The sequence below is a fragment of the Oceanobacillus iheyensis HTE831 genome (genome assembly GCF_000011245.1).
Classification (GTDB): Bacteria; Bacillota; Bacilli; order Bacillales; family Amphibacillaceae; genus Oceanobacillus; species Oceanobacillus iheyensis.
The window spans coordinates 2128472-2149205 of sequence record NC_004193.1 but is presented as its reverse complement, the minus strand read 5'-3'; the positions used below and the strand labels follow the sequence as shown (position 1 = coordinate 2149205).

Genomic DNA, 20734 nt, shown 5'->3' with positions numbered 1-20734 from the left:
TTTAAAAAACCACAAGAATTTCTAGATCTTGTGGCTTTTTATTTAATATGTAGTTTACTCATCTGTTAGGTGAACGGTAAATTCAACTTGTTTAATTCGTTTATTTATCGACTCTACGCATTCACATTCTGTTCCTTCGATTTGCTGAATTGCTTCAGCTAAAAATCCAGCTTCTAAACGAAATTCAGTATCGATTTCGGAATTGATTCGCAGAACTATTGAATCAGATAGTAGTTGGAATACTCTTTCTTTCCTTTTACTTTTAATGAGTTCGAGTGTTCCCCAACCACTTTTCTCAAAAAATAAAATAATGTCTTCTAAGGTATTCATATTAAATTTTCTTGCAATATTTTTCCCTAAAAAATATAACAGTGTATCTTTCTCTTCCCCAAATAATTCTGGTAATCCAATATAACGCAGGATGTCATAACCCGCTCCTGGTGTATGTAAATTGTCTAATTGAGGTACATCAAACGTTTGGTACTTTTTTGACATCCATTCCATCCTTTCTTTGATCATGTATATAAAGATCGATAAAGTAAGCTTATTTTCAGTGAAGAGAAGCCACTTTACAACTTAATCGATACTTATCAGAGTAATAGCATTCGGTATATTAACAGTATATCTGTCTTTGTTCATTCTAGAATTTTTTATACGTATGATAAATTACCATGATAAAAATAACTAATCTCATTATCTATATTATTTATACATTTATCAAGTATACCTAACAATTTTAGAGGTTATTTTACATATATTTTATTTTACTAGAATTTTCACGGCGATTTCTTGACGGTATTCACAGTTAGAAGTACAATAAACATGTTACATTTTGTACTACTTAGATAAGGCACCGTTTTCTGACAATAAAGCGCTTTATTATTTAGTGGTATACATAATTATTGAGTGATCAATTGACTAAGGGGGGTAAACATGGCAGAGCATCGTGAGTTTTTCTACAGAAGACTGCATTCATTACTAGGGGTTGTTCCAATCGGGATCTTCTTAGTGCAGCATTTACTTATTAATCATTTTGCTGTGTATGGGGAAGAAAGTTTCAATACAGCTGCTGGGTTTATGAAGAACCTACCATTTGTATTACTGTTAGAAATTTTTGTGATTTATTTACCGATTTTGTTCCATGCGATTTTAGGGGTTTATATTGTATTTGTCGCAAAACAAAATACACGCAAATATGGATTTTTCCGAAACTGGATGTTTAGATTTCAACGTATAACTGGAATAATTCTTGTAGTATTTATTGCGTGGCACGTATTTGAAACAAGAGTTCAGATAGGCTTAGGAAATGCAGAACTAGATTATAGCCTCATGGAAGGTATTTTAACGAATCCATTCATGTTTTGGTTCTATGTTGTAGGTGTTATTGCTGCAGTATTCCATTTTGCAAATGGTCTTTGGAGCTTCCTTGTTTCATGGGGAATTACACAAACTCCAAAATCACAGCGTATCTCAACGTATGCGTGTTTAGGCGTATTCTTAGCAGTGAGCTATCTTGGAATTAGATCATTAATTAAATTTGCTTATGGTGTTTAATTGAAAGAGAAGGAAGGAGTGAGTGAACAATATGAGTAATCGTAAAGTAGCAGTGGTTGGTGGTGGCTTAGCAGGACTTATGGCTACAATCAAAGCCGCTGAAGCTGGTGTGAAAGTAGATTTATTTTCTATAGTACCTGTAAAACGCTCTCACTCTGTATGTGCACAAGGTGGAATAAATGGTGCTGTAAATACGAAGGGGGAAGGGGATTCTCCTTGGCTACACTTTGATGATACGGTATATGGTGGCGATTTCTTAGCCAATCAACCACAGGTAAAAGCGATGTGTGATGCAGCACCCGGCATTATACATATGTTTGACCGCATGGGAGTAATGTTTAACCGTACGCCAGAAGGTTTACTAGATTTCCGTAGATTCGGTGGGACACAGATGCACCGTACTGCATATGCAGGAGCAACAACAGGACAACAATTATTATACGCTTTGGACGAGCAAGTGCGCCGTTACGAAGTGGAAGGATTAGTTACAAAATTTGAAGGATGGGAATTCCTCGAAGCTGTTATTGATGAGCAAGGTATAGGTAGAGGAATCGTTGCTCAAGATATTAAAACACATGAAATTAAGGCATTTCGATCGGATGCGACTATATTTGCGACAGGTGGTCCAGGAATAATCTTTGGTAAATCAACGAATTCAATGATTAACACTGGTTCTGCAGCGAGCAAATTATATCAACAAGGTGCAAAATATGCGAATGGTGAGTTTATCCAAATTCATCCTACTGCGATTCCAGGTGATGATAAGTTACGTCTCATGAGTGAGTCTGCACGTGGTGAAGGTGGACGTATATGGACGTATAAAGATGGTGAACCTTGGTATTTCTTAGAAGAGAAATATCCTGCTTATGGTAACCTTGTGCCTCGTGATATTGCTACTAGAGAGATTTTTGATGTCTGTGTAAATCAAAAATTAGGTATTAACGGAGAGAATATGGTTTACCTAGATCTTTCTCATAAAGATTCGAAAGAACTTGATATAAAACTTGGTGGTATTATTGAAATCTATGAAAAATTCGTTGGAGAGGATCCTCGCAAAGTTCCAATGAAAATTTTCCCTGCAGTGCACTATTCGATGGGCGGACTATGGGTAGATGACAATCAAATGACTAGTATCCCAGGTATTTTTGCTGCTGGGGAATGTGATTATTCACAGCACGGTGGTAACCGTCTAGGTGCGAATTCACTATTGTCAGCAATTTATGGTGGAATGGTAGCTGGGCCGAAAGCAATTGATTATATTGATGGTTTAGACCAACATGTAGATGATTTATCTGATGAATTATATCAATCTCGTGAAAAAGCAGAGCAAGAAAGCTTTAATAAACTCATGAATATGGAAGGTACCGAGAATGCTTACCAAATTCATAAAGAATTAGGTGAGTGGATGACGGATAATGTTACTGTTGTTCGTGAGAATGAAAAGCTCTTAAAAACTGATGAAAAGATAAAAGAGCTACTAGATCGTTGGGATAATATTAATATTAATGACACATCTCGTTGGAGCAATCAAGGTGTTATGTTTACACGTCAATTGAAAAACATGCTACATCTAGCACGTGTAATAACTATCGGTGCATACAATCGAAATGAAAGTCGTGGAGCTCATTACAAACCGGAATTTCCAGAACGTAATGATGAAGAGTTCCTGAAGACAACGGTCGCTAAATTCAATCCAGAATCGGTTTCTCCTGAGTTTAGCTATGAAGAAGTAGATGTTTCTTTAATTGAACCGCGTAAGCGTGATTATACTACAAAACACTAAGGAGGAGTAATGTAAATGGCTGAACAGAGTAAAGTTACTTTTATTATAACTAGACAAGACGGCCCGGAATCGACTCCTTATGAGGAAACGTTTGAGATTCCATATAGACAGAATATGAATGTAATATCTGCACTTATGGAAATCAGACAAAATCCTGTTAATAATAAGGGAGAGAATACTACACCTGTAATGTGGGACATGAATTGCTTAGAGGAAGTTTGTGGAGCATGTTCTATGGTAATTAATGGGACAGCAAGGCAATCTTGTGCTGCCTTGGTTGACCAATTAGAGCAACCAATCCGTTTAGAGCCAATGTCTACATTCCCTGTAGTTCGAGATTTAATTGTCGATCGTGAACGTATGTTTGATGCATTAAAACAAGTTAAAGCTTGGATACCAATTGACGGTACTCATGATTTAGGACCAGGTCCACGTATGCCAGAGAATAAACGTCAATGGGCGTATGAATTATCAAAATGTATGACATGCGGAGTATGCTTAGAAGCATGTCCAAATGTTAACGATAATTCAAACTTTATTGGACCAGCTGCAATTTCACAAGCTCGTCTATTTAACGCACATCCGACTGGTGAAATGAATGCAAGTGACCGATTAAATGGTCTAATGGAAGACGGGGGTATTGATGGATGTGGAAATTCACAAAACTGTGTTCAAGTATGTCCGAAAGGTATCCCACTAACAACTTCTATTGCAGCAATGAACCGAGCTACAAATATTCAAGCGTTTAAAAACTTCTTTGGAAGTGACCAAGCGTTATAAATTCGAACATGAAAGACCCTAACCGATGAACAGGCTAGGGTCTTCATCATATAATATGGGAAAGTGGAGGAAGTTACGATGAAATCCATTGAGTATATAGATGATTTCAGGTCATGGGCAGAAGAGTTTGAATTCTACATACCAATTAATATTCGTTTTTCTGAGACGGATATGTATGGACATATGAACAATGTGTCTCCGTTCATTTATTTTGAAGAAGCAAGAATTGCATATTTACAATCTTTAGGACTATTCAATGATTTTACTAATAAAGACGAAGGAATCATTGTTGCTGATTTACAATGTGATTATTTAAAGCAACTATTTTTTGGAGACCAAGTGAATGTTCATGTTAAAACCCAAGAAGTAGGGAATTCCTCTTTTGATGTGCATTACATGGTTACAAAAGGAAATTTTGATGTGGTTCTTACAGCAAGAGGTAGATTAGTGTATATAGATGCCAATCTTGGTAAATCTAAACCATTAACAGAAGATATGAAAGAAAAACTTATGAGTAGAAATTTTATCAAAACACAAGTAAAACCGACTCCCTTATAAGGGTAGTCGGTTTTATTACAGCTTTAATTCCCCCATGCGAAGAAGCTCAACTACGGCTTGTGACCGTCCCTTGACTCCCAATTTTTGCATAGCATTTGAAATATGGTTCCGGACAGTTTTTTCGGAAATAAACAACTCTTGTGCAATTTCTTTTGTTGTTTTATCCTGTACTAATAGTTCAAACACTTCTTTCTCGCGTTTGGTTAATAATTGCTTCGGTTTATACTCGTTGTCCTTCAAATGTTACCCCCTCCTTGCTCTATAGAGCTGCATGATGAAGGGAAATTATTTAGTCAATATAGCTTATGATTATAGAAAAAATTAGTGCGTATATTTGTGCGGAAATAAGCTAGTTACTCAAAAAAGTTTTCAAGAACTTCATTTTGGTTTACTATAGTAACAAGCATTACATGAAACAACTTCCATCAATTACATAAGATGAATAAATTAGAAGTTGATAGATGAACAGTAAGTAGGAGGATGAACGTTGAAAAAAAACGAATTAAGTGATTCAGTTAATCAAATGGAAAAGCGATTACGTTATATATCTGGAATGATCAAGCAAAATGGTCGTAAAATATTAAACAATTATCCAATTACTTCTCCACAATTTATCGCCTTACAATGGTTGTTAGAAGAAGGTGATTTAACGATTGGTGAATTATCTAATCGAATTAGTCATGCATTCAGTACAACAACAGATTTAGTAGATCGTATGGAAAAAAATGAACTAGTTGAGCGAGTACGTGATACTAATGATCGACGGGTCGTCCGCATCCACCTATTAGAAAAAGGTAAACATATTATTGAAGAAGTAATTGATAAACGACAGGCATATTTAGGGGAAGTCTTAACGAAATTTTCTGAAGAGGAAAAAGAACAGTTGAATCAATTGTTAGATTTTCTCTATACAGAAATGAAAATGGTTAATGAAAAATAGTACTAACTGTGTCATAAACGTTTAACCTTCCAACGCTAAATGAGTCATCATGAAGGTTAAGAAAAGCTATGAGTGCCCAAAATCTTGGAGAGTCATAAAAAAAGGTCACTCATGAGCTGGATGAGTGCCAAAAAATTATGAGAGCGATAAAAAAGGGTCACTGATGAGCTGGATGAGTGACCAAAATCGATGAGAGCGATAAAAAAAGGCACTCATTATAGTGGTCTAAATCTAAACGAAAGAGGAGACATCTTTGTGGACAAATCGATTGGGGTAATTGATTCGGGGGTAGGTGGACTTACAGTTGTTCACGAACTCATGAGGCAGCTTCCAAAGGAGCAATTAATTTATTTAGGCGATACAGCTAGATGTCCTTATGGCCCGAGATCAAAGGAAGAGGTAAGGCAATTCACATGGGAAATGGTGGATTTCTTATTAACAAAAAATATAAAAATGTTAGTTGTTGCATGTAATACGGCCACTGCATTTACATTAAAAGATTTAAAAGAACAATTAGATATACCAGTTATCGGAGTTATCCAACCAGGTGCACGTGCTGCAATAAAATCTACAACAAATAACCAAGTCGGTGTAATCGGTACAGAAGGAACAATTAGTAGCGGAGCTTACTCACAAGCATTGGAAAAAATTAAGTCAGACATTCAAGTAAGCGGATTAGCTTGTCCTCCATTTGTTCCAATGGTTGAGCGAGGGGTGTTATCTGGTCCTGAAGCAAAAGCAGTTGTATCAGAGGCTTTACGACCATTCTCGAATAACAAAGAAATGGATACCTTAATATTGGGCTGTACCCATTACCCTTTACTTAAATCTACGATACAGGAGGTAATGGGGGAAGAAGTCACCGTTATTTCCTCTAGTGAAGAAACGGCACGTGAAACTAGCACACTTCTAGATGTTCACCAAATTATGAACCGGAGTGATTTAGTTCCACTTCATCAATTTTATACAACTGGTGATTTGGAAATTTTTATCGAAATTGCAAAAACAATATTTCAAGAATCTCACTTCCAAATGCTAACCATTAAACAAGCGAATATATCAACTAACAAAGTTTGGTAAAACAATGTTAAATGTATTGTTCGTATCAGAGAGTTCCAATTACCGATGTCGGAGATTGGAACTTTTAATTTTCATGGTATTTTTCTGCTTTCATGTAATTCAAAATCATTTATAGGAAATTTATTCTATTATTGGTCTATTTTCTAAGGTGGCTCGTATATATAGTAGTACAAACCATCGTGGGAGGTATTTGCATGAAAAAGCGATTAATGCTATTAGCGGGGTCAATCGGTATTGTTACTATTTTATCTGGGTGTTTTGAAGGAGAGCAATCACAAACTGAAATTGATCCACCTCAAAACGCACAGGAAGTAGATAATCTTGACAAAGTAGATGAGGAAGATGTTTCAGCTACACCTGAAGAAACGGCTGATACTGTATCTAGAGACTTATATCTCCTAGATGCAAATGGTATGGTTGCTTCTCAAACATTAGAACTTCCAGTACCAGACACAAATGAAGTTGCAGCACAAGTACTAGAGCATCTAGTTAAAGGTGGACCAGTAACACCACTTCTTCCTAATGGCTTCCAAGCAGTGCTGCCAGAAGGTACTGAAGTACTTGGAGTTAATCTACAAGAAGATGGTACCATTATTGTCGATTTGTCAGAAGAATTTACACAGTATGAAGAGAATCAAGAAGTACAAATACTAGAATCTGTGACACATACATTAACCCAATTTGAAAGTGTGCATAAAGTTAAATTAAGAGTTAATGGTCAAGATTTAAAAGAAATGCCAGTAAATGGAACGCCTATTAATTCTGGCTATTCACGAGCAAATGGAATCAATATAATCAACAATGATACACTAGATTATTTACAGAGTGAGCCTGTAACAATGTATTATCCAGTTGAACAAGAAAATAATCGGTATTATGTACCAGTAACACAGTATATTGAAACGAATGAAGATGAAGCAATTGCTAATATAATTAAAGAACTAATCGATGGACCTGGACATCAATCCAAAGTAGTAAACGTATTTAATCCAGAGGCTGGGCTAGCATCTGAACCAACATTAAATAACGGAATTTTAGAAGTCGTATTTAATAAAGAGATTTTAGCTGATAGTGAGCAAGGTATTATAGCTGACGAAGTTATGGAAACGATGGTGCGCACACTAACAGAACAGCCAAATATAGATGCAGTTGATGTAAAAGTAGAGAATGTGGAAAAAGTTGTAAATGAAAATGGAGAAGCTTATACAGAACCAGTAACAAAACAAGTATTTTCACCAAGTGAAGAATTATAAATAATGTTATAATAAAAAAACCTCTATTCCTACATTTTTAAGTAGAATAGAGGTTTTTTAATTTGTTAAGATATGAATAGTAAGATATAGGGATAATGTTTCTTTTTGAAAAAATATGATAAGCTATTGAGTGTACAATTGAGGAGGAAGAAATAAATGAGAAATGATCAGAGAGAAGTAAATCAATTAAGAAATATAAATATAACAACTAATTATATATCGCATCCAGAGGGATCTGTTTTAATCGAAATGGGTAATACAAAAGTTATATGTAATGCAAGTATTGAGGATCGCGTTCCACCATTTATGCGTGGACAGGGTAAAGGTTGGATAACTGCGGAATATGCTATGCTACCAAGAGCTACCGCACAAAGAAATATTCGTGAATCTTCCAAAGGAAAAGTAAGCGGAAGAACGATGGAAATTCAACGCCTTATTGGTAGAGCACTACGTTCCGTTGTTGATTTAGATCAAATTGGAGAGCGAACAGTCTGGATTGACTGTGATGTGATTCAAGCGGACGGAGGAACTAGAACAGCTTCAATTACAGGAGCTTTTGTGGCGATGTCACTTGCATTCGCAAAACTTGTTGAAGCCAAAACATTAAAAAAGACGCCAATTCAAGATTATTTAGCAGCTATTTCTGTAGGCGTATTAACAAACGGAACGGAAATTCTAGATTTGAACTATGAAGAAGATTCCGAAGCAGCAGTAGATATGAATATTGTCATGACTGGTGAAGGGGAGTTCGTGGAAATTCAAGGAACAGGAGAAGAAGCTACATTTACTCCTAACCAATTACAGAATATGCTAAAATTAGGAGAAGAAGGTATTCAACAGTTGGTGAAAATACAAAAGGAACTATTAGCAGATAAATTACTTATAGATTGAAAAGTGAATGATAAGGGTGTGCTCAATCATATGAAAAAAATAATTGTTGCTACTAAAAATAAAGGAAAGGCAAAAGAATTTAAAGAATTTTTTGCTAGCTTTGATATAGAAGCAATATCACTATTGGATTTACCTGAATCTATTCCCGATATTGAGGAAACAGGTACCACTTTTGAAGAAAATGCAGCCTTAAAAGCAGAGCAAATTAGTGAACGCTTTAATACAGCTGTTATTGCAGATGATTCAGGTTTGTTAATCGATGCTCTAGATGGACGACCTGGGCTATATTCTGCACGGTATGCCGGTGAGCCGACTAATGATCAAGCAAATATCGAGAAGGTACTAAAAGAAATGCAGGATGTTCCCGATAATGATCGAAGTGCAAGATTTATTTGTGTATTAGCTATAGCTCAACCAGGTAAAGAAACTAACTTTTGTACAGGTTATTGTGAAGGACACATTCATAGTAAACAAAAAGGCGATCATGGATTTGGATACGATCCTATCTTTATTCCAAAAAAGTATGATGTGACAATGGCTGAATTAGATCCAGCTAAAAAGAATCAAATTAGTCATCGTAAAAATGCGATTGATCAGCTAGAAAAATGGTTACATACAATATAAGTCACCAAATGGAGGGATTACGATGACTCGTGTATTAATAACTAGTGATAGTCATGGTTTGACACAGGAGTTAACGGAAATTATGAATCAACACGAGGTTGATTGGTATATCCACTGTGGCGACTCGGAATTGGATTTTGATGCGGAAGTGTTACATCCTTTTTATAAAGTTGGAGGGAATTGTGATTTTGATCCCCGGTATCCAACAGAGGAAATTAAGGATATTGATGGAATCAGATTCTTTATTACACATGGGCATCTTCATCAAGTGAAATCGGGTCTTACCACACTTGCTTATGCAGCGGAAGAACAGGAAGCTAAAGTTGTTTGCTTTGGACATACGCATATCGCTGGTGCAGAAAAAATTGGAGAACAATTATTTATCAATCCAGGAAGTATTCGTATGCCGAGAAACCGGGTAGAGAAAACGTATGCTGTATTAGAATGGTTAGATAATTATAATGTTTCAATTGAGTTTTATACAGTGGAAGGTCAAAGGGTGGAAAGTATGTCTTATTCAACAACATTATAAAAGTAAAGTCAGTAACTTTTTTCGTTACTGACTAAAACTTTTTTTAAAACCTGTTGACAAATTACCTGCTGGATCATATAATATTACTTGTCCGTTAAAAAAGACGACATACATAATGTTGAACTAGAGATAGAATTTGCGGGTGTAGTTTAATGGTAAAACCTCAGCCTTCCAAGCTGATGACGAGGGTTCGATTCCCTTCACCCGCTCCAAATATGTCCCAGTAGCTCAGCTGGATAGAGCAACAGCCTTCTAAGCTGTGGGTCGCAGGTTCGAATCCTGCCTGGGACGTTATGCTAACCCTTATAAACGATATGTTTATAAGGGTTTTTTTATTCTATGACAAAGGTAAGGCTATTACTATATAAATCAAAAACTAGCTGTTTTATGTTTCAATCGTTAGTAAGTGTGGTAGATTATAGCGAATTTGTTGAAAAAGTTGATATTTTGGTTGGTTTATTTAATAGTATGTTGTATTCTAATCAAAATAGGTGAATTTAGATTTTATGTAGATCGTTGCAAAAGTTTATAGATATCTAAAAGGATATTATAAGAGCAATATCGTATAATAACCATATAGGAGGAAAAATATGGTAACTATAATTTACTTTTCAATAATAATTATTTTGGCTGCTGTTATTGTATTATTGTTGAAGCGCGCAAAGAAAATGGAAAGAGAGCATGAGTATAATATTGATTTGATAACAGAAGAGGTATCGGCAACAATGGAAACACAAACCTCTGAATACGAAAATAGGTTGCATGATGAACATCAACGTTTTGAGATTGAGCTCAATAAAGAAATAAATAGATTTAATAAAATGATAAGTGATAAAAATGATTATATAAATAGTTTAAAAGCGTTCTCGATTAATAGTGGTGAAGTAGAAACTCATAATATACTATTACATGTAAAGGAAATGTTAATCAAACAAAACCTCGTACAAAAAGATGAAATGCTGATTATAGGTAATCTTTTTATTCCTTATAATAAAGGACTGGAATTAAAGACTAGACAAATTGATCATCTCATATTGCTGCCGACTGGCTTGTACATTATAGAAACAAAGAAATGGTCAGGTACTGTGTTACACGGAGTTTCTTACGGTCAGGATAATACGTTAGATGTATTAATTCAATCGATGTTCCCTTATGATGATCATAAAGAACATACAATGGTAATTAAAAATGATGAAGTATCTGAAACTTTGCAAGCAAATGTAAAAGTAGTATCCTATGGAAATCCATCTAATGAAGTGATGGAGACAGCATTAAAACTGAAAAACTTCTTAGAACAAACGCATATAGAGTATAATTCCGTACAACCGATTGTCTATTATAATTGTGCTTCTCAATACCGTACGTTTGTGAAGAATTATTCAAATGACGATCAGGTTAACATTTTTACCGATGAGGAAAGCCTCTATTCCTTTTTCTTAGAAGAATTAACAACGAAAGATATCATATATCAACGTGAAGAACTTGCTGATATAAGTAGCCTTATTTTAAATAACAATATAGATGTATAAGTAACATATCTTAAGGTGAATAACGGGAGCGACGAGCATCTATCCATGAGATAGGTGCTTATTTGTTAATTAGATATATTATTATAGATAATAAGTTCTGTAATTGTTTGACTTTTATGATTAGTTTTATTTTTAAACTTGCTGTTAAGTTCTAGTGCTTTTGGTCGATATAAAGTTCATAATTGCACAAACTTATAGCAGGAGGTAACACATTGAAGAAGAAAAAAAGAATCAAGAAATCACTTAGTTTAAGAAATAGATTAATAATAGCGTTTCTTATCATATTATTAATCCCTAGTATTGCAATAGGATTAACCTCATATCAAAGCGCAAAGAATAAGATTGAGGAAAGTATGATAGACTCTGCACAAAAGAACGTAGAAATTATGAAACAAACTATTGATCAGTTTATGAATGATCAAATGGATAACATCGAATACTTATCTACTGCAATTGATCCATCGGATATAGAAGATAATGCAGATGAAGCTACAGGCAGAATCTTAGAAAATATGCAAAATGCAAAAGATGTAGTCTTTGAACAAACATATGTAGGGTCAGAGACGGGAGAATTCATGAACTTCCCTACATCCTTTAAAAACCCATCCGATTATGATCCAAGAGAGCGACCTTGGTATCAACAAGCGATGGAAAATCAAGGCGAAGTAATCGTAACAACTCCTTACGTATCAGCTTCTTCTAATCAAGTGGTTGTAACACTTGCGAAAGCTACTGCAAATAATGATGGTGTTGTAGCAGTAAACTTAGAGTTAGCTAGTTTAACAAATATAGTTAATTCAGTCGCTATCGGGGAAGAAGGGTATATGTTTCTATTAGATGAAGGACAAAGCTATATTAGTCACCCCGATTATGAGGCTGGTTCTGAAGCGGTAGAAGATTTTTTCTCCAAGCTATACGACTCGGAAAATGGAAAATTCAGCTATCAATTTGAAGGTGATGACAAACAATTGGCATTTGCTACAAGTGAAATTACAGGTTGGAAAATAGCTGGAACCATGTTTAATAGTGAAATAGCCTATAATGTGAGCCCAATTTTAAATACGACAATCTTTGTTATAACGGTTGCATTAATTCTTGGAGGGGTAGTAATTGTCATTATTATTCGTTCTATTTCGAAACCGATATATCATCTTGTAAGTGCAAGTGATACGATAAGTCATGGAGATTTAAGCGATGAGGTACACCTCCATCGAGATGATGAATTAGGTACACTAGCTCAATCATTTAATAAAATGCGAGAAAATTTGAATGGAATTATCCTTCAAGTTAGAGATAAATCAAATCATTTAGCATCCTCAGCTGAACAATTAAATGCCAGTACCGAACAAAATACATCAGCAACAGAGCAAATTTCTTCTTCTGTACAAGAAGTAGCTGAGGGTATGAGTAGTTTAAATAACAATATAACAAAGAGCTCCAAATTAGCGAAGGAAATGACAGATTCTATTTATACGATAGAAGCAAGTTCGAATGAAGTTTCAAATACTGTTACCAATACCATTTCAGCTGTTAATGAAGGTAACAAAGCATTGAATACTACAATTAGTCAAATGGAATTTATCAAAGAGAATACACATCAGCTATCCAATAATATTGAAGGTTTAGGCAATCAATCAGAAGAAATCAGCAAAATTATTGATGTTATTACGGATATTTCTGAGCAAACAAACTTATTAGCTCTTAATGCTACAATCGAAGCAGCAAGAGCCGGAGAGCATGGGAAAGGATTTGCTGTGGTAGCTGATGAGGTAAGAAAACTTGCTGAAAAATCTTCCCAATCAGCAGAGCAAATTAAGACAATGATTAGCGCTATTCAATCGGAAACTGCGAATACGGTGAGTTCGATGAAAGCTGCAACAACAGAGGTTGAAAAAGGGATTAATATTGCTAATAATGCAGATCAATCTTTCTCAAATATTACTGGATATGTAGATTCTATAACGAATCAAATCATGAATGTAACAACTGAAATTGAAGGAATATCAACGGCAACGAAACAATTTACTTCTCTTTTTGAAGGTGTGGCCTCCATTGGTGATACAGTATCACATGAAGCCGAAAATGTTTCAGCATCTACACAAGAACAGCTTGCTTCAATGGAAGAAATTGCAAATTCAGCGGCAGATTTAACTACTGTAGCAGAAGACTTACAACAATTAGTAGAGAATTTTAAGCTATCTAGAAATTAAATAACACGTCATTACACTAAAGTACGAGGATGCGGTTCATATATGGACCGCATCCTCGTTTCTTTAGGGCTGTTTATTAGATATTTCTCTACGGGTTTCAATCAACATGAGGAAAGTTATAAGTCGAGGAAAGATACCGAAATCATATCTTGCAAAGCATTGATCAGTATTGGGGAAAGAACCGCTTGTATGTATAGATTTTACTTACAATCAAACAATATGAGTTGAGGTGAATGTGGAATGAGGAAGTTTATACTCGTTATTCTAGGTATCGTTATTTTATTAATACAGCAACCAAGTAACGTTTTATCAAAAGATCGGTTTGACTTCGAAAAAGCAGGAGATGCTATTTGGGAAGGGGAAACCGATGAGAAAATTGTTGCTTTAACGTTTGATGATGGACCACATCCTGATTATACACCGGAGATTTTAGACATATTAGAACAGTATAATATGAAAGGTACATTTTATGTGATGGGTGCTCATGCACGTAAATATCCAGGACTTGTATTTAGAGCATTTCTAGAAGGCCATGAAATTGGAAATCACACGTTTACTCATAACGGGAGCATTACCTATTTAAATGATGAATTAACAAAAACAAATGAAATTATTGAAAAGATCACTGGGAAATATCCTGCTACTTTTCGTCCGGTTGGAGGAAACTATAATGAAACAGTTATTAGTATTGCAAAGAAAAAAGGTCAAAAAGTAGCGATGTGGGCTTGGGATCAGGATACAAGAGATTGGGATGATGTGGATAGTAAAACCATTGCTAATCAAGTGATTGGTAATCTTTCACCAGGAGATATTATTCTTTTTCATGATGCGGGTGGAGATCGTACGCCAACTATAGAAGCACTTCCAATTATACTTCGTTTCTTTAAAGAAGAGGGGTACGAAGGAATTACAGTAACAGATATGATTGAACGTACAAGTGAAAGATAGTTAAATCTACAGTTTTTTAGCTAAAATAATAGGTTTAGTTGATAAAAATAACTTATGATAACATGTACTTTGTTATCAGCTTATTTTCGTTAATGTATTGACAAATTTGGATTATCAGATTATGATTATTCTTATTATTTCTAAAATAAAATTGAATAACTTATCCAGAGTGACGGAGGGAACAGGACCTACGATGTCACAGCAACCTACCTTTACGGAGTGGTGCTTCTTCCTGCAGAATTTTTTCTGAAAGATAAGGTAATGATATGTAAAAACCTTCTTTCTGAATGAAAGAAGGTTTTTTTGATGGGATGTGTTATGTATGATTCAGTTGGAAAATATCGAGAAACACTATGAATCTAAAAAGAGAAGAGTGATAGGGGTAGATCAAGTTTCCCTTGATATCAAAAAGGGAGAAATATATGGCATCGTTGGATATAGCGGTGCAGGTAAAAGTACGCTTTTACGTTGTATGAATGTACTGGAAAGGCCGACAAAGGGTAGGGTATTTGTTGATGGAATTGACTTATTAGAGCTAAACAATAAACAATTACGTAAGGCAAGACAATCTATAGGGATGATTTTTCAAGGATTCTATTTAGTTTCTTCCAAAACAGTAGTGGAAAATGTCTCATTTGCACTCAAAGCAGCTGGTGTTGGTAAGTTGGAGCGGAATAAAAGAGCTCTAGAACTATTGAATCTAGTTGGAATTGAGGATAAAGCAAACCAATATCCCTCTCAATTAAGTGGAGGACAAAAACAAAGGGTTAGTATAGCAAGAGCACTTGCGAATAACCCAAAGGTATTACTTTGTGATGAAGCAACATCTGCATTAGACCCAAGTACAACAAAATCAATTTTAAAACTACTTAAAAAAATAAATGAACAAATTGGGATAACGATTGTAATCATTACTCATGAGATGGAAGTAGTAAAAGAAATATGTGATCGTTGCGCTGTGATGCAAAACGGTAAAGTCATTGAAAATGGGAAGACATATGATATCTTTTCAGATCCAAACGAGAAATTAACGAAAGACTTTATCCACACAGTTTTAGACTTTCAATTACCTGAAGCGTTGCTAAAACAATGTAATGGTACACTACTTAAACTGCAGTTTCGTGGAGATATTGCTGCTGAATCAGTCGTATCTGATATGTTACAACAACATAAGGTGAAAGGAAATATTCTTCATGGAAAAGTAGAATACATAAAAGACAAACCATTAGGTGTTTTCATTATGGAAGTAAGCGGAGATCCCTCGGAAATAAGTAGTGCTATTAGCTACTTAGAAGAGCGCATAAAGCAAGTGGAGGTGATTCAACATGTATCTTACTAGTATTTTAAATTTACTTCCTGAGTTGAATCAAGCTTTCTTAGAAACCATGCTCATGGTAGGTCTGGGTTTAATTGTTGCATTAATTATCGGCCTACCTATTGGTATTCTTCTATATGTTACAGAACAAGGGTTATTTTTAGAAAATAGATTTGTTAAATCGACATTAGGTGTGGTTGTTAATTTAATTCGTTCGATTCCATTCATCATTTTATTAGTATTTTTACTTCCATTTACAAAGTGGCTAGTCGATACAACAACAGGACCATTAGCAGCATCCGTATCATTGTCTGTTGCAGCGATTCCATTCTATGCAAGAATTGTAGAATCCGCAGCGAGGGAAATAGACCGAGGTGTGATTGAAGCTGCTATTGCAACTGGAGCATCACCATGGTTAATTATTAAGGATATTGTTTATCCAGAAGCAAAACCTGGTTTTATTAGTGGACTCACTATTACGGCAATTAGTTTAGTAGGCTACTCTGCTATGGCTGGTACTGTTGGGGGAGGAGGTATCGGTGATTTAGCCATTCGCTACGGTTATTATCGTTATGATGATATGGTAATGTTCACTACAGTAATCGTTCTTATTGTACTAGTACAATTTATTCAATATTTTGGTGATTTTATTGCAAAGAGTGTAAATAAACGTTAAAGAATAAAGGAGTGGTTCATATGAAGTGGAAATTATTTTTAGCAACTCTATTAAGTGTTACATTATTGACAGCATGTGGGAGTGAAGAAGCAAATGGTGGAAATGAAGAAAAGAATACGATTGAATTTGGAGCTACTGTAGGACCCTATAGTGATATGGTGACAAATGCTATTACACCATTATTAGAGGAAAAAGGGTATGAAGTGAATAATACAGAATTCACGGATTATATACAACCGAATAATGCATTACATAATGGAGATATTGATGCCAATCTTTTTCAGCATAAGATTTATTATGAAGCATTCGCAGAGGAAAATGGTATGGATTTATCTGAAGTAATTATTGTACCTACAGCTCCTATGGGACTATATTCCAACTCCTATGATAGTGTCGAGGCTATTGAAGAAGGAAGTAAGATTACTATAGCGAATGACCCTACGAACTTAGCAAGGACATTAATCATGTTAGAAGATGCGGGTCTTATAGAAATTAGTAACGAAGTCGATCCATTAAAAGCATCTGTTAAAGATATTGTGAAAAACCCAAAAAATATTGAGTTTCAAGAAGTAGAAGCCGCTCAATTGCCACGATTAGTAGATTCTGAGGATGCTTCAGCGGTACCGGGAAATTTTGCACTTTCAGCAGATATGGATCTATTAGATGCATTAGTATTAGAAGATATGCCAGATGATTATCGAAATCGAGTTGTAGTTAATACAGCAGATATGGAGGAGCAGTGGGTAAAAGATATTAAAGAAATTGTGGAATCCGATGAATTTGAACAAATAATAGATGATGAATTTCAGGGGTTTGGTAAACCTCAGTGGATGCTGGATAAATAGTCAGATGAAAAGAGAGCAGTCGGTTTTCTATTCGACTGCTCTCTTTTCTCTACATCACTTTTATGACTTTATTTAGAATGAATTATTATAAAGATTTAAAGTGCTTTATTCGTTCTCCAAGAAACTTAATGTCTTTATCCGGACTTAATAACATTATTTTTTTAAATACTGGATCGTTATAAAAAGCATCTAGTTGATCAATAACCCCTTGTCTAATAAGCTTTTTCTGATTTAGATATCGATCCATTTTTCTTAATCTTTCGTTGTTATCTCCTTGTCTACCGACTCCAATATGAAAACCGTGCGGCGGCCGAAAAAAATGTTCTTCTATCTTTCCGAAACCTATACCTTTTTCGATAATTTTATATAGAAATTCTTCATCATAACGTAATGCTCTTACTTCATCGTACAATATGCTAGGATTTTCTAAATAATATTCAATAATCGGATTCATTTTTTTGTAATAATCTTTTACCTTGAAAAAATGTAATCCTGTTAAACGTTTTGAATCGGGGCGAATAGCATTACTATAAGGTACTCCGATTTTTTTAGAATGTTTTTTATGGACATCTACTAAGGTGGGCTTTTCACGAATTATTAAAAAGTCGATATCTCCTATATAAACATATTCAAAGTCTTTGAATTCTTCATATGGAATTAGGAAACGCAAAATCGTTCCAATACTACCAACCATTTTAGATGGATCATCTAAGTTAATATAGTCGTCTAAATACCCTTCCACAACTTCGAAGTTAGGTGAAACTTCATTTCGAATGAGTTCTAAGGCTTTATTTTCGTTTGCTGTAAGCGGATCTTTAGAAAATACTTTCACATAGTAATCAGGATAACTTTTTAAAATGCTATAAATATAATAAGGTGCATAGCGAGTATAACTACCAAACACATAAACGGCGACACATATTTTTTTCATTAACGTTCACCACCTATATTGAATAATGTATATAACCAACCATCAATATTTTGTTTAATAGTCCAGTTATTCTCTATATTTTTTCGGATTTCTTTTTTTAGTGTTTGATGAAGCTTTGGATTAGATTTTAATTGATTAATCTTATATATAAACTTTCTAGGATCATCGGAGTTGAGAATGAATGATTTTGCATTTGGTGATGCCCAGTCTTTAATAATACCTATATTTGTGCCTAATACAGGTACTCCACATGCATAAGCCTCCATAGCAGGATTTGGAAGACCTTCATTCGCCCCAGTAACCAGTAGTAAATCAATAGAGTTATAAAATTCTGGCATATCTGTTCTATCAATTCTGCTTTCTTTTGTTGCTTCTTTAAATACAATCGTAGAGTCGTTTTTGTAATGATTTTTAATAGCCTTATATACCGTATGGTAATTTTTGGAGCGTTTATCGGAATTACCTACCCAACCTATGGTAAAAACAGATGTATCTTTTTGGGGTAAAGGCAATGGTTTAAATTTATCAGTTTCAACAAAAGCCTTTACATAATCTACATGTTTATCTGGACAGTATTTTTTAATAGTATTAGCTAGTTTTTTATTTACGGCACCGATCCTATCAATTTTTTTAATTACTTGTTTGATATAGCGATTATTCGGTTTGATTTGTTCTGCCCATTCACGAAAATCATCTTGATTTGTAGCGAGGTAACTATATGAGCCAGCAACAGAAGAATATACATGAACATTATGTTGAATAAGGCGTTCGGCTGTCCATAAACCTAAGGTTGATATTACTTCATATTCTTTGTTAACCATCTTTACTCCTTTTTGCTTTACCAAGTCTAAAAAATCATGATAGGACATTATTTCTAAATTTGGGTGATATTTTTGTAAAAGTAACGCTCTTTGTCCTTGAATCCACCATAGTCGATCATAGATTAGGATATGTTTTCCCTTAATTGTGCTGTCATTTATTGGTTTATTTACCATTCTGATTTCCTCCAGTATTGAAATAACATCTTCTATATAGTATGAAATAGAAATTTGGAAGTGTTAGGAGAAGTGCGTAAAATACAATAACTAGTCGATTTAATCTTTTTTTACTAAATAGAAATAGCAGGTATGGAAATCATTTTACTTATTTTTGATGTTAAAACATGGAAGTCAATCTATATTTATCTGAAATATTACTCTATTATAAAATATAAGATTATAAATATCTGAAGCATTGGAGGGAAATCGATTGAATAATATTAGCATGTTCTTAAATCAACAATACATTAATACCATCCATTCCTTAGACAAACATGATAAAACACATGGTAAAGGGATGAAAGATTGTGTCAGCCATGCTTTAGGAGAATTTCAAAATAACAGTGTTCACTTTAACCCTAAGGTACTGGAAAGAAGAAAATTAGAAAATTATAAATTAATCTGTATGGAAATTACTTCTATCCAGCCGCTGCGAATCCCACTTTATATACTTATTCCCAACAAAAAGAAGAAACGAAAGCTACCAACTGTTTTGGCGCTTCATGGACACGGCTATGGGATGAAAGAAGCGATTGGATTAAACATTAATGGCGAACAATGTAAATTTACAGGAATCCATAATAAGTTTGCTGCTAGGTTAGTAAACAAAGGAGTAATTGTTGTGGTACCAGGGATTATTGGATTTGGCGACCGCAGACTGGATGAAGATATGAATGCAGAGCAACCACTTGAAAATTCATGCTTTGAAATTGGGAGTCAACTATTGTTAATGGGGAAGACATTAGCAGGTTTAAGGGTCCAGGAGATAAAACGGGTATTAGACTATATTCAATCGTTTAATATGGTCGATGAGGAAAAAATCGGTAGTTTCGGTTTTTCAGGTGGAGGCTTAGTTGCAGCATTTACGTCCATACTCGATGAAAGGATCAAAGCAACTGTACTCAGTGGATATTTGAGTACATTTAAAGGGAGTATTATGAGTAGAAGACACTGTCTTGATAATTATATACCAGGCATACTTGAAATTGGAGAGATGGATGAATTAATAGCCTTAATTGCTCCAAGGCCACTTTTTATTGAATCCGGAAAAGACGATAAACTTTTCCCCATGGACCAAGTTGAGATAAGTATGAACAAGCTACTAAAAATATATAAGGCTTATAATGCAGAAACTGAATTAGAAGCCCATTATTTTAATGGTGGTCATGAAATTAATGGAGAAGAATCCTTTTCCTGGCTAATACAGAATCTTAATTAGCTTATATAGGTGTAGAATAGCTTGCAATT

The 20734-nt window shown here is 34.7% G+C and carries 21 protein-coding genes, 2 tRNA genes and 1 riboswitch; of the genes, 19 read left to right on the top strand and 4 right to left on the bottom strand.

What is annotated here, in order from left to right:
- Positions 1–54: 54 nt before the first annotated feature.
- On the bottom strand, positions 55–495 hold the full coding sequence (locus OB_RS10890) for a YslB family protein (RefSeq protein ID WP_011066509.1): 441 nt from the start codon (positions 493–495) through the stop codon (positions 55–57).
- Positions 496–933: 438 nt separating this feature from the next.
- Here OB_RS10890 and OB_RS10885 point away from each other — a divergent pair, with 438 nt between their 5' ends.
- The 4 genes from OB_RS10885 (at position 934) to OB_RS10870 (ending at position 4675) form a co-directional block, all read left to right on the top strand.
- Positions 934–1554 carry a succinate dehydrogenase cytochrome b558 subunit gene (locus OB_RS10885; protein WP_011066508.1) on the top strand — a complete coding sequence of 207 codons (621 nt, stop codon included), beginning with the start codon at positions 934–936 and terminating at the stop codon, positions 1552–1554.
- Between the two features lie 31 nt (positions 1555–1585).
- Positions 1586–3337, top strand: a complete 1752-nt coding sequence (gene sdhA, locus OB_RS10880) for a succinate dehydrogenase flavoprotein subunit (protein ID WP_011066507.1) — start codon at positions 1586–1588, stop codon at positions 3335–3337.
- Positions 3338–3352: 15 nt separating this feature from the next.
- Positions 3353–4117 carry a succinate dehydrogenase iron-sulfur subunit gene (gene sdhB, locus OB_RS10875; RefSeq protein ID WP_011066506.1) on the top strand — a complete coding sequence of 255 codons (765 nt, stop codon included), beginning with the start codon at positions 3353–3355 and terminating at the stop codon, positions 4115–4117.
- Positions 4118–4195: 78 nt separating this feature from the next.
- Positions 4196–4675, top strand: a complete 480-nt coding sequence (locus tag OB_RS10870; RefSeq protein WP_011066505.1) for an acyl-CoA thioesterase — start codon at positions 4196–4198, stop codon at positions 4673–4675.
- Positions 4676–4690: 15 nt separating this feature from the next.
- Here OB_RS10870 and OB_RS10865 read toward each other — a convergent pair whose 3' ends face one another.
- Positions 4691–4915, bottom strand: a complete 225-nt coding sequence (locus OB_RS10865) for a helix-turn-helix domain-containing protein (protein ID WP_010651078.1) — start codon at positions 4913–4915, stop codon at positions 4691–4693.
- A 247-nt stretch (positions 4916–5162) separates the two neighbouring features.
- On the opposite strand from OB_RS10865, the gene OB_RS10860 reads away from it, so the two are divergent.
- From OB_RS10860 to OB_RS10795, 14 genes are all read left to right on the top strand, one after another.
- Positions 5163–5615: a MarR family winged helix-turn-helix transcriptional regulator gene (locus tag OB_RS10860; protein WP_011066504.1), complete on the top strand. Its 453-nt coding sequence runs from the start codon at positions 5163–5165 to the stop codon at positions 5613–5615.
- A gap of 255 nt (positions 5616–5870) precedes the next feature.
- On the top strand, positions 5871–6695 hold the full coding sequence (racE, locus tag OB_RS10855; protein WP_011066503.1) for a glutamate racemase: 825 nt from the start codon (positions 5871–5873) through the stop codon (positions 6693–6695).
- Between the two features lie 194 nt (positions 6696–6889).
- A complete protein-coding gene (locus OB_RS10850; protein WP_011066502.1) occupies positions 6890–7948 on the top strand; it encodes a GerMN domain-containing protein in 1059 nt (352 codons plus the stop codon).
- Positions 7949–8104: 156 nt separating this feature from the next.
- Complete coding sequence (gene rph, locus OB_RS10845) at positions 8105–8839, top strand: ribonuclease PH (protein ID WP_011066501.1); 735 nt, start codon at positions 8105–8107, stop codon at positions 8837–8839.
- Between the two features lie 30 nt (positions 8840–8869).
- Positions 8870–9463, top strand: a complete 594-nt coding sequence (locus OB_RS10840; RefSeq protein WP_011066500.1) for an XTP/dITP diphosphatase — start codon at positions 8870–8872, stop codon at positions 9461–9463.
- A 22-nt stretch (positions 9464–9485) separates the two neighbouring features.
- Entirely contained in the window at positions 9486–9995 is a 510-nt protein-coding gene (locus OB_RS10835) for a metallophosphoesterase (RefSeq protein WP_011066499.1), read from the top strand.
- A 138-nt stretch (positions 9996–10133) separates the two neighbouring features.
- Positions 10134–10207, top strand: a tRNA-Gly gene (locus OB_RS10830).
- Between the two features lie 5 nt (positions 10208–10212).
- Positions 10213–10286 (top strand) — tRNA-Arg (locus OB_RS10825).
- Between the two features lie 299 nt (positions 10287–10585).
- On the top strand, positions 10586–11524 hold the full coding sequence (locus OB_RS10820; protein ID WP_011066498.1) for a nuclease-related domain-containing protein: 939 nt from the start codon (positions 10586–10588) through the stop codon (positions 11522–11524).
- A gap of 212 nt (positions 11525–11736) precedes the next feature.
- The gene (locus tag OB_RS10815; RefSeq protein WP_011066497.1) at positions 11737–13734 is read left to right on the top strand and encodes a methyl-accepting chemotaxis protein; all 1998 of its coding nucleotides are present in this window, start codon (positions 11737–11739) and stop codon (positions 13732–13734) included.
- 240 nt (positions 13735–13974) lie between these two features.
- On the top strand, positions 13975–14682 hold the full coding sequence (locus OB_RS10810; protein ID WP_011066496.1) for a polysaccharide deacetylase family protein: 708 nt from the start codon (positions 13975–13977) through the stop codon (positions 14680–14682).
- A 157-nt stretch (positions 14683–14839) separates the two neighbouring features.
- Positions 14840–14942: riboswitch (SAM riboswitch) on the top strand.
- A gap of 62 nt (positions 14943–15004) precedes the next feature.
- On the top strand, positions 15005–16021 hold the full coding sequence (locus OB_RS10805; protein WP_041544203.1) for a methionine ABC transporter ATP-binding protein: 1017 nt from the start codon (positions 15005–15007) through the stop codon (positions 16019–16021).
- Complete coding sequence (locus OB_RS10800; RefSeq protein ID WP_011066494.1) at positions 16008–16673, top strand: methionine ABC transporter permease; 666 nt, start codon at positions 16008–16010, stop codon at positions 16671–16673. Before OB_RS10805 ends, OB_RS10800 begins: the two co-directional genes overlap by 14 nt.
- Before the next feature lie 20 nt (positions 16674–16693).
- On the top strand, positions 16694–17518 hold the full coding sequence (locus tag OB_RS10795; RefSeq protein WP_011066493.1) for a MetQ/NlpA family ABC transporter substrate-binding protein: 825 nt from the start codon (positions 16694–16696) through the stop codon (positions 17516–17518).
- A gap of 85 nt (positions 17519–17603) precedes the next feature.
- On the opposite strand, the gene OB_RS10790 is transcribed toward OB_RS10795, so the two are convergent.
- On the bottom strand, positions 17604–18449 hold the full coding sequence (locus tag OB_RS10790; RefSeq protein ID WP_011066492.1) for a hypothetical protein: 846 nt from the start codon (positions 18447–18449) through the stop codon (positions 17604–17606).
- Complete coding sequence (locus OB_RS10785; protein WP_011066491.1) at positions 18449–19444, bottom strand: glycosyltransferase family 4 protein; 996 nt, start codon at positions 19442–19444, stop codon at positions 18449–18451. Before OB_RS10785 ends, OB_RS10790 begins: the two co-directional genes overlap by 1 nt.
- Positions 19445–19697: 253 nt before the next feature.
- Between OB_RS10785 and OB_RS10780 the strand changes: the two genes are divergently transcribed.
- On the top strand, positions 19698–20705 hold the full coding sequence (locus OB_RS10780; protein WP_011066490.1) for an alpha/beta hydrolase family protein: 1008 nt from the start codon (positions 19698–19700) through the stop codon (positions 20703–20705).
- Positions 20706–20734: the final 29 nt, after the last annotated feature.